Here is a 14,697-nt window from a genome sequence, read left to right on the forward strand (position 1 = left end):
ACAGGAAGCATTTATTTAACCTAAAAGATCATGTTTAAAAAAGTATTAATGGCTGTATCTCTATTTTTTATCGCGATAGCAGCAAAGGCCGGTGATGGGCAAAAAATTACGTCAGCAGTTCAAAAAGTAGTGGTGTTTTTAAATGGGGCACAGGTAACACGTACGGCAATGGTAAATGTAAGCGAGGGTACATCGGTATTGGTGTTTGGCGAAATATCGCCGGGCGTTGATGTGCAGAGCATCCAGGTACATGCCAACGGCGAGTTTACCATCCTGTCGGTAAAGCACGAAATGAACTTTTTAGGCGAAGAGGTAAAGCAAAAACAGGTAGATGAGTTACTGGCCCAGCAAAAAATAATTAAGGATAAAATAGACCTGCAAAATAATTTATTAGCAATTTATCAGCAGGAAGAAATAATGCTGGCTAAAAATCAGGTAGTAAAAGCCGATAATACCACGCTCGATATTGTCAAACTAAAACAGGCGCTTGATTTTCAAACCCAACGTTTGATTTTGTTAAAGCAAAAACAACAAGTTGTTAATAATCAAATTGCAGCATTAAATATTGAACTGCAAAAATACGACAAGCAAATAGCCGACATTAACCGCGGGCACAGTACCGCTACCAGTAATATATTGGTAACGGTATCATCAAAAAGAGCTTTACAATCAACTTTTACACTAAGCTATTTGGTGCACAATGCAAGCTGGTACCCCACTTATGATATACGGGCAAAAAATGTGAACAGCCCGGTTAGCATTTCCTATAAAGCTAACGTAACCCAGCGCAGCGGCGAGGATTGGAAAAATATAAAGCTTACCCTATCAACAGGTAACCCTGCAGTTAGCGGCAATAAACAAGAGCTAAACCCATATTACCTCAATTTCGGAATGTATTATGCTGATCCGAATAACAATGTTTCGAGAGTTAACGGCAGCGTGTTTGGCAGCGATGACAGACAGCCTTTGCCCGGTGCATCAATAATGGTAAAGGGTACAACCATAGGTACCGTAAGCGATGCGAATGGTAACTTTTCCTTACAGGTTCCACCGGGTTCGCAAGCTATAACCATAGGCTATATTGGGTATCAGCAAGTGGAAAGGCCGGTTGTCGGTAGCTTTATGACCATTGGCCTGCAACCATCAAAAGCAATGCTGAATGAGGTTGTAGTGATGGGATACAGTAATCAAAAAAATAAAGATGCCGACCCTGAAAGGGAATTATCGGATAAAGTGGCCGGCATTAATGTTGCTAATATTCCTGTTGCCGTAAATCAAACAGAAAATCAAACCAGTGTTGAGTTTAATATTGATAACCCTTACTCTATCCCGAGCGATGGCAAAGCGTATTTGGTTGAGATAAACCAGGTTGAAGTAAAGGCCAGCTACCAGTATTTTGTTGCACCAAAGGTAAATACCGACGTATTTTTAACCGCACAAATAACCGACTGGAATAAATATAACTTTTTATCGGGCGAGGCTAACCTTTATTTTGAGGGTACTTACATTGGTAAATCACTTATTGATACGCATAATGCTACCGATACGCTTAACCTTTCGTTAGGTACTGATAAAAATATTTTGGTAACCCGCACCCTGCAAAAAGACCTTACCGAAAAACAGGTTTTCGGTTCAAATAAAAAGGAAACACGCAATTGGCTTATCGCCGTAAAAAATCATAAAAATCAAAAAGTAAACCTGCTGGTTGAAGACCAGGTGCCAGTATCGCAAAACTCATCAATTGAGGTGGAGCTGCAGGATGCATCGGGTGCAAAACCTGATCCTTTAACAGGCAAGGTTTCATGGAATTTCCTGCTAAATTCGCAGGATGATAAAAAGGTACAATTAAAATACCTGGTTAAATATCCAAAAAGCCAGTCAGTAATAGTTCAATAACATTCAATGCACGATCTGATACCATTTTTACCGGGCTCTATATCCAAAGTTTTGGGCAGCATCCCTTATTTTATGCCCGAATTTTATTTGGCTGTTTTATTTATCCTGGTTTTGGTGACAGACCTGCTATTTGGCCGGAACTCCGAAAAACTATGCCGCATTGTTGCCTGTGCAGGAATTTTGCTGGTGATCCACCGTGATTACCAGCAAATTCAGCTGCTGCTCATCAGCGGGAATGTAAACGGGCATTTCCTGTTCGATGAGATGCTGCTGCTCAATCGTATTGCTATAAACTTTAAATTTATTATTGATACGCTGGCCTTTATCCTGTTGCTTTACTTTAAGTGGGACGACAGGCTGATGAGTCACAAAAAGGGGCTTTCTGATCTTTATACCATTGTTATTGGTTCTGTTTTTGGCCTGCATTTGATGATAATGGCTGTAAACCTGTTGTCTATTTACCTGGCTATTGAGATGGTTTCCATCGCATCATACCTGATGGTGGCTTACCAGTCAGACAATACATTGGGTACAGAAGCCGGTTTAAAATATGTGTTATTCGGCGCTGCATCATCAGCCATGATGCTGTACGGTATATCATTGCTTTACGCGTTTACAGGCTCTATCAATTTATTTACAGGTAATTTATTGCCGGGGCTAATGCAGGCAAACCCAATAGCTGTTTCGTTTGCGTTGATATTGTTGTTGGTAGGGGTAGGGTTTAAATTATCATTTGTGCCTGTCCATTTTTGGGTTCCCGATGTTTATGAAGGTGCGCCCACTCCGGTTACAGCCTGGTTATCAACCCTGCCTAAAATAGCAGCCTTTGCATTGCTGATAAATTTTTTAAGACCTTTTATCTATTTTGCCAAATGGACAGCTTTTGATTTTAAGGTTGCACTATCGGCAATAGGCATCCTGACCATGATAGCCGGGAACTTTGCAGCCGTAATGCAACGCAGCGTTAAAAGGATGCTGGCCTATTCAAGCATTGGGCACACAGGCTTTGCTTTAATGGCTATTGTTACGTTTAGTTCGGCAGGGCTATCGGCTATAACTTATTATCTGGCGGTATATGGCATAGCTAATATTGGCGCCCTGGTGTTAGCCACCCACTTTGCCAATGTTTTAGGGGCCGATGATATGGAAAGCTATAAAGGCATGGGCTATAAATATCCAACGGCTTCGGTTTGCTTTGTAATTGTGCTTATCTCCTTAACCGGCTTGCCGGTAACTGCTGGCTTTACGGGTAAGGTATTTGTGTTTTCGGCGGTGTACGGCATCTATCAGCAAAATAATGATGTATGGTTATTGGCCTTAATGATAACAGGAGCAGTAACCACTGTTGTATCTCTGTTTTACTATATTAAAATTCCGCTTAATTTATTCATTAAAAGGACTGAAACACCGGTAACCCAGGTTTCAAAATCGTATAATGTAATAGGCCTGGCAGTAGTTATTTGCCTGTTTATTGTTTTAGCTGGTGTTTTCCCAAACTTGCTGATGAGGATTTTTTAATAAAGATTAAACGAAATGAATATTACTTCAGCCCGCCGCACCTAACGGCGGGCTTTGTTTTTGTTTGGGAGGTTTAAAGCTTATTATTAAAGGCATGTGATCGCTGTAGGCACTCCAAACTGCATGTTTGCCTACCTGTACAGATTTTATGGCATCCATAATACTTTCAGATGCAAAACAATAATCTAAATGATAGGGCTTGTTTAAGTGTTTGTATAAATAAAAGGTAAAGCTGCGTTCCATGCCCTGTGCTTCTTTAAAATGATTATGGTAGGTGCTATGTATATTCTTTGCCTCGAGGTACTTTACAACGTTTGAATGATTGGCAGGCCGGTGCTTTTTATCCCAGATGGTATTGCTGTTAAAATCTCCGATCAGAATTGCATCCTGCGTTGATAGCAGCGCGTCATAGTAATTGATGGCTTTCCATACCTGCTCAATATATTGGCCGTCTGCATCGGCGGGGTTATGTGCCCAAATAGCAAAAAGATTAAAATGATAGCCCGCAGCCGAAACAGCAACGGGGATCACTAATTTAAAAGCTTCGTTATGATCAGGCAACACACTAATTTTCGTCTTGCCGAATGAAAATATGGCTATTCCTTTATGCGGATTTGTACCGAACCATAAAGCGTTGGTGGCCGGGGGGATTTCAATTTTGTATTTCAATTTCTCCAGCGATTCACACTCCTGTATAATCAATATATCCGGCTTTAGCGCCATAATTAAATGCGCCTTTTTTCTGAAAGCCATATTACAATTCCAGGTAATGATCTTCATAAATCAACTAAAGCCAGGTATGAATTTAGGCGTTTATTTTTGTATTAATTCAATAATCTACTGTTTTCCTAATCAGGATATTTGATAACCATTTTCCGTTTTAGTTCAAAAAGTAAGTTTAAATAGTTTAAAGTTACTTTTTAGCGTATCGGTTCAAAAACCGCTTAAATTATAGTTTTTGAGGGCTTTTTAGTAAATTTGAGAAAACCAATCTATATGTACAACCTGATTGTTTCTCCCGAAAATGTACAGGCTTCATTACAGAAGCATGTATTAGCCGATGGCTTCGACCTGACTTTTGACATGGAAAAAAGTAAGGGCGTTTATATTCACGATGCTAAATATAACCGCAGCCTGCTTGATTTTTTTACCTGCTTTGCATCCGTACCCTTAGGATATAATCACCCTAAAATGGTGAACGATGAAGTGTTTAAAAAAAACCTGATGCTGGCCGCTATGACCAATCCATCAAACTCAGATATTTATACAACGCAGTACGCGCAGTTTGTTGAAACCTTTGCAAGGGTTGGCATACCCGAATACCTGCCGCATGCTTTTTTTATTGCAGGGGGCTCATTAGCTATTGAAAATGCGCTTAAAGTTGCAATGGACTGGAAGGTGCAGAAAAACTTTGCAAAAGGATATACCAAGGAATTAGGTTTTAAGGTGATCCATTTTGAGCGTGCTTTTCATGGCCGTTCGGGTTATACGCTTAGTTTAACCAATACGCAGCCCGTTAAAACCAAATGGTTTGCCAAGTTTGATTGGCCAAGGGTATCAATACCGCAAATAAATTTCCCTTACAGCGATAGCAATCACGATGATTTGGTAAAGCGCGAGGAACTATCTATAGCGCAGATAAAAAAAGCGTTTGAAGAGAATAAGGACGATGTATGCGCCATAATAATTGAGCCCATACAATCAGAGGGTGGGGATAACCACGTGCGGCAGGAGTTTTTAGAGCAATTAAGAAAGCTTGCAGATGAGCATGAAGCCTTGCTGATATATGATGAGATACAAACAGGAGTAGGCCTTACCGGCAAGTTTTGGTGCTATGAACACTTTGGCGACAATGCCCGCCCTGATATTATTGCCTTTGGTAAAAAAATGCAGGTTTGCGGCATACTGGCCAGCCGCCGTGTTGATGAGGTGGAGAACAATGTGTTCAATGTTTCGTCGCGGATAAATTCAACCTGGGGAGGCAGCCTGGTTGATATGGTAAGAGCTGCAAAAATAATGGAGATTATTGAAGAAGATAACCTATGCGATAATGCAGCCAAAATGGGCGATTACCTGCAAAGTGAACTTGTGCGGATTGCAGAGAAATACCCAATCATCAGTAACATAAGGGGTAAGGGGCTGCTGGTTGCGTTTGATTTTCCTGATAAAGCTACCCGCGATAAATTTATTATCAGGGGTATGGAGCATAATGTTATGTTTTTAGGTTGTGGCGATAACAGTATCCGTTTCAGGCCGGCACTTATTATTGAGCAAAAACATATTGATGCTGGCCTCACAATACTTGAAAAAATATCGGCCACATTATAACGTAATTGTAAAACAATTGATACAAAATGCCTGTATAACAACTATACAGGCATTTTTTCGTTACCTTATTTAATTAATGTACAGTTATTACGCTAATTAATATTAGCGGGTAATATTTACTAACTTTTTACCAAAATCGGCAATGTTTTAAATTATTACGCTTGGTAAATTTGTAATAAGAGGATTAAATATAAAAGGGCTAAAAGTATCATGAGCAAATACATTGAAAAATTAAAAAAGCAGTTGGTTGAAATTTCTGAAGTTGTAAACTCTTTCCACTCAGAAGCTGTTCAGGTAAGGGTTGTTGACAGGTTGTTGGATGCCATGATAGAATCTGAAAAGGGCGATGTTGAAGGAGCCGAGATATTTAACAAAAAGGTTTATAAGCACAGAAACGGTAGCGAGCCACATTATGCGACTACTGCCAGAAGTGCCAAAAAACCCGGGGCAACTAAAGTGCTTAACCAGCTTTTATCAACTGAGTTTTTTAGCGTACCACATTCAATATCATCAATTGCCGATTACTGCAAGGATAATTTCGATTCGGAATTTAAAACATCCGAACTATCCGGAATCCTTTTAAAGCTTGCCAACGAAAACAAGCTGCGCCGCGAAAGAAGCAACGAAAATAACCGTTTTGAATACGTTAGGATTTAAATTAAGAAGCCTGAAGTCTTTAACCTAAGTTAATAATTAGTTAAAGACTCCAGACTAAATCTTTTATCGCAGATCGAACAAACTATCAACCCCTAATATTTTCTTAGACGTAAACCCCTCAGCATATTTAACCTGTATGCTTTTGCCAAACTCACGGGCACGGGCTTCTACTATTTGTATAAAATCAGGCGATGAGATATAGGTTTGCGGTTCATCGTTCCAATCAGGGTTAAAAAACTGCGAACCAAATGCGTGTATACTTTCTATCTTTTTGTCCCAGTAGTCAGTAACATCAACCAAAATATCTGGCTTTATATAATTGTCCTGTATAAAATGCAGCAGTTGTTTTGGGCGCCATTCTTTCTGTAGTTCACCATTATCAAAAGTTTCTATCTTTCGTAATCCTGATAAAAATGTAGCAGCCTCAACCAATTGATTAGCACGGCCATGATCAGGGTGCCTGTCGTGGTAAGCATTGGTTAAAATAATTTCGGGCTGATATTTACGGATAGCATCAATTATTTGCAGCTGATACTGTTTGGTGTTTTCAAAAAAGCCATCAGGTATCCCTAAATTTTCGCGGATGGATAAACCCAGTATGCGGGCTGATTCGGCAGCCTCTTTATCGCGGATCTCGGCAGATCCGCGGGTGCCTAACTCACCGCGGGTAAGGTCAACTATGCCTACTTTGTGGCCAAGTGCAATATGTTTTAAAACAGTACCGGCACAACCAAGCTCGGCATCGTCCGGGTGTACGGATAAAACTAAAATATCTAATTTAAGCATAAAACAGCGTTAAGTTTATTTACCTGCCGCTAATAACCGGGCTACCTGTTTCCTTATTTTTGAGGATGTGGGTTTGGTAAAAGGGTAAAAAAAGTCGGTAACTAAGCCAGACTTGTTGATCAAAAATTTATGGAAGTTCCATCTCGGTACGGAGCTTAGCTTACCATTTTCCTTTTTATCCGAAAAAAACTTATACAACGGATCGGCATAAGGCCCACGAACGCGGATCTTATCAAATACGGGGTAAGTTATTTTTTGAATTTCGCAAAATGATTCCAGTCCTTTGCCTTCCAAAGGCTCCTGGCCGCCAAAATCGTTTGACGGAAATGCCAGTATTTCAAAGCCTTGCCCTTCAAACTCAGCTTTAAGGGCATTTAACTCATTAATCTGTGGTGTGAAACCGCATTGAGAAGCGGTGTTAACTATTAAAAGAACTTTATCTTTATATGCAGATAAGTTTATCTCCTCACCGTTTAACTTTTGAACATTAAAGCGGTAAATACTATTGTCGGCCATTATTAATTGTTAGATGAACTATATCCTGCCTGCAGCAATATAGCTTCAATATCCTTTTGTTCATCAGGGTCATAAGTCTCTTTCAAGTCATGCCCAAATATGCGTGCAACTGATTGCAGTAAAAAAGCGTTGAACCCGCCTTTTAATTCTTTAACCATCGCAAAGCTTGTATTGCCTGTTTCGCGGTCAATCAGCTTAATCAAAACCTCACCCTGACTAATTGTCAGATCTTTAACCTCCTTGTTAAATAATCCTTTAATTTCGCTTTCGCAATCGGTTATTAATTGTTTTTGTTTGTGCCTGTCGCCGGTTAAAGCAAGGTCGCGTTGCAGTTTACGGTAACGCTGGCCTGCAAAACGTGCATAAGGCAATACTTTAAGTACGTTGTAACGTAAGCGTCTGTAATTATCAATATCTGCCTGGCTTTTAAAAATACGGGTGTCTGTAATCCTTATGTCAGCTAAAACTATCCAGGGTGTCAACTTTCCGCTATCCAGGGTCAAATAGGTTTTGATGGTATCATTTTTGCCCAGTAGTATGGGTGCAGGTTTGTTGGTTTGGGCATCTGCTGATCCCATTAAGCAACAAAACAACAAAAACAAACCAATTAATTTCATAATTTTACGTAATACAAAAATAATGCAATTTTTTTTGGTATTTGATAATAACCTGCAATTATAATTTTTTTTGCAAGTTTATGATAGTAAGAGTAATAGCGCATACGAATGAAAGACTTAGTGATTGATCTGGAAGCCGAGAAGAATGAGATATTAAAAAGGTATCGTGCTTTATTACGCGCATCAAAATCGACTTTGCAAAAGGGCGATAAAAGGATGATCCGCAAGGCATTTGAGATGGCGTTGGAGAGCCATAAGGATATGCGCCGAAAATCAGGCGAGCCTTATATTTACCATCCTATTGCCGTTGCTCAGATTGCTGCCGAAGAAATTGGATTGGGAACTACCTCCATAGTATGTGCCCTGCTGCATGATGTGGTTGAGGATACCAACATGACGCTTGAGGACATTGAGCGCGAATTTGGTAAAAAGGTAGCCATGATAATTGATGGTTTAACCAAAATATCAGGTGTTTTTGATACCAACAGCTCATTACAGGCCGAAAATTTCCGTAAAATGCTGCTTACCCTTGCTGATGATGTAAGGGTAATACTGATAAAACTTGCCGATAGGTTGCACAACATGCGTACGATGGAGTTTATGCCACGCGATAAGCAGCTTAAACTATCTTCAGAAACGGTTTATTTATACGCTCCTCTTGCTCATAGGCTTGGTTTATATGCTATAAAATCTGAACTGGAAGATCTTTCGATGAAATACATGGAAAGAGAAACCTACCAGTTTATCAAAAATAAACTTAATGAGAAAAAGGCCGAGCGTGAAAAGTTTATCAGGGATTTTATTGAGCCGGTAAAAAAAGTAATATCAGGGCAGGATCTGGAGTCTGACATATTTGGCAGGCCAAAATCAATCCACTCCATCTGGAATAAGATGAAGAAAAAATCTATCCCATTTGAAGAGGTATATGACCTTTTTGCCATCAGGATAATTTTAGATAGTACGCCCGAAAATGAAAAGGCTGATTGCTGGAAAGCATATTCTATAGTAACCGACCTTTACAGGCCGAATCCTGACAGGCTGCGCGACTGGATCTCCTCGCCCAAAGCTAATGGTTACGAATCGTTGCACACTACCGTAATGGGCCCCCGCGGGCAATGGGTTGAAGTGCAGATCCGTACCAAGCGGATGAATGAGATTGCCGAAAAGGGTTTTGCAGCGCACTGGAAATACAAGGAATCATCAACCGATAGCGGGCTCGACCAATGGGTGCAAAAGGTGAGGGATATGCTTAAAAATCCTGACTCAAACGCACTCGACTTTTTGGATGATTTTAAAATGAACCTGTTCTCTGACGAGATCTTCATTTTTACGCCCAAAGGTGCCCTTATCCAACTGCCGCTAAGCGCCACAGCGTTGGATTTTGCTTTCGAGATACATACCGACGTTGGTGCAAGCTGTATTGGTGCAAAGGTTAACCATAAACTGGTACCGCTAAACCACAAGCTGCAAAACGGAGATCAGGTGGAGATCATCACCTCGGGCAAGCAAACGCCTAAGGAGGATTGGCTGAACATTGTGGTAACGGCCAAGGCCAAAGCCAAAATAAAATCGGCCTTAAAAGAAGAAAAACGCAAAATAGCCGAAGACGGTAAAGAGATATTGGAGCGTAAGATGAAATCGTTAAAGATCACTTACAACTCCGAAAATATACACAAGCTGAGTTATTACTTTAAGCTGGGATCAACACAGGATCTTTTTTACAATGTTGCCAAAGGCATTATTGATATGAAGGACCTGAAAGAGTACCAGGTATCAGAAAAAGTAATTGAAAACAAACCGCAGGATAAAATAGAAACCGAGCAGCTGCAAAGTTTTATGCGCAGTGTTAAAGCCAAAGACAGCGATATGCTGCTGATTGGCGAAGACATGCAAAAGATTGACTATAAGCTGGCTAATTGCTGTAACCCCATCCCCGGCGATGATGTTTTTGGTTTTATTACCGTTAGCGATGGTATAAAAATCCATCGTACCAATTGCCCTAATGCAGCCAAGCTAATGGCTAATTATGGCTACCGTATTGTAAAGGCCCGTTGGACTAATCAGCAGGAACTGGCGTTTTTAACTGGCCTGCGCATAACCGGGATTGATGATGTTGGTTTGATCAATAAACTAACCACCGTAATATCAAATGATTTTAAGGTGAACATGCGCTCCATTACGGTTGATAGCGATAATGGGATTTTTGAAGGCTCAATTATGGTTTATGTAAACGATACCGACCATTTGGATAACCTGATTAAAAAATTAAAAACAGTTAAAGGCGTTACCGGCGTAAACCGGTTTGATTCTGTAATTGAAAAAGCATCCTGAAGTTTGGCTGATAAGGTGATTGGCTGATATTTACAGCTCAATAAACTTAACAAACTCCAAACTAAATTAATAACTTTGACGCGTTAATTTAACATCATGTCTCAACAGGAAACCATAGCGATGGTTAAAAAGATTTTCGAGGCCTATCTTGAAAATAAAAACCTCAGGAAAACCCCTGAGCGTTTTGCAATACTCGAAGAAATATATTCACGAAGCGACCATTTTGATGTGGAGTCATTATACATCCACATGAAAAATAAAAAATACCGTGTTAGCAGGGCCACCGTTTACAATACATTGGAGCTGCTGGTATCGTGCGACCTGGTAACCAAGCACCAGTTTGGTAAAAACATGGCCCAGTTCGAAAAATCATACGGCTATAAACAGCACGATCATATTATTTGTATTGATTGCGGTAAGGTAGTTGAGTTTTGCGATCCGCGTATTCAGCAAATTCAAAGCATGATGGGCGGCTTGTTGAAATTTGAGATAAAACACCACTCTTTAAACCTATATGGCAATTGTGAAAAATTGCGTGCAGGCTTTTGCGACAGGAAAGCACAGTAAGCACGAAAGTTTTTCATTTTTTTCAAAATAGATATATTTATGATGATACCTTTGCGCTAACCAAAGGTGTTATCTATTCCTCTGAGAATTTGACAATTATTATAATTAAGATATAAAGAATTAATGGCTGTTGACGTATTATTAGGCCTCCAGTGGGGCGATGAAGGTAAAGGAAAAATTGTTGACGTATTAAGCGCGGGCTATGACCTGATCGCTCGTTTTCAGGGTGGTCCAAATGCAGGCCACACACTTGAGTTTGATGGGAAAAAGTTTGTATTAAACACCATACCATCGGGCATATTTTTTGAAAACACCATGAACCTGATTGGTAATGGGGTAGTAATTGACCCTATCACCCTTAAAAAGGAAATTGATAAATTAAAAGATGCCGGGCACGATCTTTTAGCTAAGGGCAACCTTGTTATTGCTAAAAAGGCGCACCTGATATTGCCTACCCACCAGCTGCTTGATGCAGCATCTGAAAAGAAAATGGGCGAAGGTAAAATAGGATCAACCTTAAAAGGAATTGGCCCTACTTATATGGATAAAACAGGCCGTAATGGTTTACGCGTTGGCGATACCACCCTGCCTGATTTTAAAGAACGCTACCAGAAATTAGTTGATAAGCATGTTTCAATGCTTACCGCTTTATATGGCGAAGTTGCTGATTTTTCGGAACGCGAAAAAGCATTTTTTGAAGCAATTGAACTGATCAATCAATTCCCTTTGGTTGATTCGGAACATTACGTTAATGATTACCTGAAACAAGGAAAAAAGGTTTTGGCCGAAGGCGCACAGGGTACCATGCTTGATATTGATTTTGGCTCGTATCCATTTGTAACCTCATCAAATACCACTACTGCCGGTGCTTGTACCGGTTTAGGTATTGCCCCCAATAAAATTGGCGATGTAATAGGCATATTTAAGGCTTATTGCACCCGTGTTGGTGGTGGTCCGTTCCCAACTGAACTGGATAATGAAATTGGTGAAGAGTTACGCCGCATTGGGCATGAGTTTGGTGCAGTAAGCGGCAGGCCGCGCCGTACCGGTTGGATTGACCTTCCTGCTTTAAAATATGCCATTATGCTGAACGGTGTTACCCAATTGGTAATGACCAAGGCTGATGTTTTGAGTGGTTTTGATAAGATATATGCTTGTACCCACTATAATTATTTAGGCGAAACTATTGATTATATGCCTTATGATATTTGTTCAGTTGATGCTGAACCTGTATTAAAGGAAATTGATGGCTGGAACGAAGATTTGACAGGTATTACTGAAGTATCAGAAATTCCGGCAAGACTTAGTTCGTACATCGCATTTTTAGAAAAAGAATTAGGTGTGCCTGTAAAATACCTATCAGTAGGGCCAGATAGGGTACAAACGCTGGTATTAAATTAATAGATACCTACTATCCTTAATTATACAAAGGCTCCGTTTATCGGGGCCTTTTAATTTTGTATAACTATTTTTGCTTCGTGATCAAATCCATAACCGATCCTGATGATTTTATAGCCAGGGCCTTGCAATGGGCAGCAACATTTAATGTTTGCTGTTACCTTGATGCCAATGGTTTTGCCGATCCATATTCAAAGTTTGATGCATTAATAGCCATAGGAGCAAGTGAGGAGATCGCAGCAAATGCCGGTGATGCTTTTAATGAATTAGCACAGTTCCGTAAAAAAAATACAGGCTGGTTAACTGGTTTTTTTGGGTATGATCTTAAAAACGAGATTGAAAACGTATCATCAAGCCATGCTGATCAATTAGGTTTTCCTGATCTTTATTTTTTTGTGCCGCAGCATTTAATTGTGTTGAGGGGTAATGAAATTGAAATAATATCTGATGATCCGCAGTTTGTTTTGGATAGGATAGGGGAGCAAACAACGGAAGTTCAGACAGGAGTATCTGCAGTAAATATTCAATCCCGTTTTAATAAGGAGGCTTACATTGCCGTAGTTGAAAAGATCAAAGAGCATATCAACCGCGGGGATATTTATGTAACCAATTTTTGCCAGGAATTCTTTGCTGAAAATGCAGTGATTGATCCACTGGCCGTGTTTTTAAAGCTCAATGAAATATCGCCCAACCCGTTTGCTTCCTTCTTTAAGTGGAATGACAACTATATTCTTTGCGCCACCCCCGAACGCTTTTTAGCAAAAAGAGGCAATAAACTAATATCGCAACCGATAAAAGGGACTGCCAGGCGTGGTATAACACCAGCAGAAGATGAGCTGATCATTCAGCAACTAAGAAATCATACCAAAGAATTACAGGAAAATGTAATGGTGGTTGACATGGTGAGGAATGATCTGACCCGGTCTGCCAAACAAGGCAGCGTTAAAACCGAAGAGCTATTCGGCATCTACAGCTTCAGGCATGTACATCAAATGATCTCTACAGTGGTTTGTGAATTACAGGAAGATGTTAGCCCTGTACAGGCTATCAGGAACACGTTCCCTATGGGCAGCATGACAGGTGCACCCAAAATAAGTGCTATGCAGCTGATGGAGCAATATGAGCAAAGCAGGCGAGGGGTTTATTCGGGTGCTATCGGATATTTTAGCCCCGATGATGATTTTGATTTTAATGTAGTTATCCGCACCCTTTTGTATAATCAAGGCAAGGCGTATTTATCGTTCAGCGCTGGGAGTGCCATCACTTACCACGCCAATGCCGAACAGGAATATGAAGAATGCTTGCTTAAGGCCCGTGCTATTTTAGAAGTGCTGGGTCAACCACTATCATCTCCCCAACCCTGATATTAACGTCAGACCCGCTGGCAAAAAACGCCGAAAAAGGTTTGGTTTTTAAAAACGGTTCAAAAGCTTCGCCATACAATTCCTTTACATCAGCTTCAAAAACAGGATCGGTAACTTCGGCTATCTGCCACGAAACATGTTCAACCTGGTACTGCATGGTTTTAACCGCACTCCAGATGTTGTAGCCCCAGTAGTGCTCAAAAATAAATTCTTCGGCGCTTCCTTTTTCTATATTTTTTAAATGGTTACTTACGGTAGCACCTAACTTGTTCCATTTACCTTTCAGTTTCCACTCATATAAAAATTGAGTAGCATTATTTGGTGCCGGTGTTTTTGAATGGCGTGTTGGCAGTGCGCGGTAATGTTCTCTATACAGGTTATTGGCAACAAAGGCAATTATCCCCTTGGGTACAATCTCGCTAACAAATACGGCCCCGCGTTTCCATTCTTTTCCATCAAAATGCTTTACGTAAAAGCGCAGGTTAATTTCCTCAAAGTTTACATGGAAGGGCCATTTTATGCCCAATACTTTGGTATCTAAAAACATAAAGCCTACCATACTTACCAGGGCTTTACCCTGCCATAAATCAAGTATGGTGCCTGCGGGGATATAGGGTTTTAATACATCGGGATCAACCTCGTAATTAAGCATCAACAAATCTTTCCATTGCGCCTGCAAAAATTTTGGCTTACCCATATATACTTTATTGGTTTTGAAT

13 protein-coding genes are annotated in these 14,697 nt (G+C 40.3%); 8 read left to right on the forward strand and 5 right to left on the reverse strand.

Annotated elements, in window-relative coordinates; all coding sequences use genetic code 11:
- Positions 1 to 30 precede the first annotated feature (30 nt).
- Both ACQY4U_RS14880 and ACQY4U_RS14885 read left to right on the forward strand, forming a co-directional pair.
- Positions 31 to 1,896 (forward strand): mucoidy inhibitor MuiA family protein, encoded by a 1,866-nt coding sequence (locus ACQY4U_RS14880; protein ID WP_428330232.1) that lies wholly within the window; start codon positions 31 to 33, stop codon positions 1,894 to 1,896.
- A gap of 6 nt (positions 1,897 to 1,902) precedes the next feature.
- Positions 1,903 to 3,414 carry an NADH-quinone oxidoreductase subunit N gene (locus tag ACQY4U_RS14885; protein ID WP_428330233.1) on the forward strand — a complete coding sequence of 504 codons (1,512 nt, stop codon included), beginning with the start codon at positions 1,903 to 1,905 and terminating at the stop codon, positions 3,412 to 3,414.
- Positions 3,415 to 3,441: 27 nt separating this feature from the next.
- Here ACQY4U_RS14885 and ACQY4U_RS14890 read toward each other — a convergent pair whose 3' ends face one another.
- Positions 3,442 to 4,194 carry an endonuclease/exonuclease/phosphatase family protein gene (locus ACQY4U_RS14890; protein ID WP_428330234.1) on the reverse strand — a complete coding sequence of 251 codons (753 nt, stop codon included), beginning with the start codon at positions 4,192 to 4,194 and terminating at the stop codon, positions 3,442 to 3,444.
- Positions 4,195 to 4,410: 216 nt separating this feature from the next.
- On the opposite strand from ACQY4U_RS14890, the gene lat reads away from it, so the two are divergent.
- Positions 4,411 to 5,742: an L-lysine 6-transaminase gene (lat, locus tag ACQY4U_RS14895; RefSeq protein WP_428330235.1), complete on the forward strand. Its 1,332-nt coding sequence runs from the start codon at positions 4,411 to 4,413 to the stop codon at positions 5,740 to 5,742.
- 210 nt (positions 5,743 to 5,952) lie between these two features.
- On the forward strand, positions 5,953 to 6,399 hold the full coding sequence (locus ACQY4U_RS14900) for a hypothetical protein (protein WP_428330236.1): 447 nt from the start codon (positions 5,953 to 5,955) through the stop codon (positions 6,397 to 6,399).
- 63 nt (positions 6,400 to 6,462) lie between these two features.
- On the opposite strand, the gene bshB1 is transcribed toward ACQY4U_RS14900, so the two are convergent.
- From bshB1 to ACQY4U_RS14915, 3 genes are read right to left on the reverse strand one after another with little or no spacing between them, the layout of a single operon-like run.
- Entirely contained in the window at positions 6,463 to 7,185 is a 723-nt protein-coding gene (bshB1, locus tag ACQY4U_RS14905) for a bacillithiol biosynthesis deacetylase BshB1 (RefSeq protein ID WP_428330237.1), read from the reverse strand.
- A 15-nt stretch (positions 7,186 to 7,200) separates the two neighbouring features.
- The gene (locus ACQY4U_RS14910; RefSeq protein ID WP_428330238.1) at positions 7,201 to 7,701 is read right to left on the reverse strand and encodes a glutathione peroxidase; all 501 of its coding nucleotides are present in this window, start codon (positions 7,699 to 7,701) and stop codon (positions 7,201 to 7,203) included.
- 2 nt (positions 7,702 to 7,703) lie between these two features.
- Positions 7,704 to 8,279 carry a DUF4294 domain-containing protein gene (locus ACQY4U_RS14915; protein ID WP_428330239.1) on the reverse strand — a complete coding sequence of 192 codons (576 nt, stop codon included), beginning with the start codon at positions 8,277 to 8,279 and terminating at the stop codon, positions 7,704 to 7,706.
- 147 nt (positions 8,280 to 8,426) lie between these two features.
- Here ACQY4U_RS14915 and ACQY4U_RS14920 point away from each other — a divergent pair, with 147 nt between their 5' ends.
- The 4 genes from ACQY4U_RS14920 to ACQY4U_RS14935 all read left to right on the forward strand — a co-directional run bounded on the left by ACQY4U_RS14920 (position 8,427) and on the right by ACQY4U_RS14935 (position 13,978).
- On the forward strand, positions 8,427 to 10,649 hold the full coding sequence (locus ACQY4U_RS14920) for a RelA/SpoT family protein (protein ID WP_428330240.1): 2,223 nt from the start codon (positions 8,427 to 8,429) through the stop codon (positions 10,647 to 10,649).
- 96 nt (positions 10,650 to 10,745) lie between these two features.
- A complete protein-coding gene (locus ACQY4U_RS14925) occupies positions 10,746 to 11,216 on the forward strand; it encodes a Fur family transcriptional regulator (RefSeq protein WP_073402180.1) in 471 nt (156 codons plus the stop codon).
- Between the two features lie 123 nt (positions 11,217 to 11,339).
- On the forward strand, positions 11,340 to 12,617 hold the full coding sequence (locus tag ACQY4U_RS14930) for an adenylosuccinate synthase (RefSeq protein WP_428330241.1): 1,278 nt from the start codon (positions 11,340 to 11,342) through the stop codon (positions 12,615 to 12,617).
- Positions 12,618 to 12,694: 77 nt separating this feature from the next.
- Entirely contained in the window at positions 12,695 to 13,978 is a 1,284-nt protein-coding gene (locus ACQY4U_RS14935) for an anthranilate synthase component I family protein (protein WP_428330242.1), read from the forward strand.
- On the opposite strand, the gene ACQY4U_RS14940 is transcribed toward ACQY4U_RS14935, so the two are convergent.
- A complete protein-coding gene (locus ACQY4U_RS14940) occupies positions 13,932 to 14,675 on the reverse strand; it encodes a YqjF family protein (protein WP_428330243.1) in 744 nt (247 codons plus the stop codon). The two genes, ACQY4U_RS14935 and ACQY4U_RS14940, sit on opposite strands and share 47 nt — an antisense overlap.
- Positions 14,676 to 14,697: the final 22 nt, after the last annotated feature.

It is taken from the genome of Mucilaginibacter sp., from assembly GCF_965277465.1.
Lineage (GTDB): Bacteria > Bacteroidota > Bacteroidia > Sphingobacteriales > Sphingobacteriaceae > Mucilaginibacter.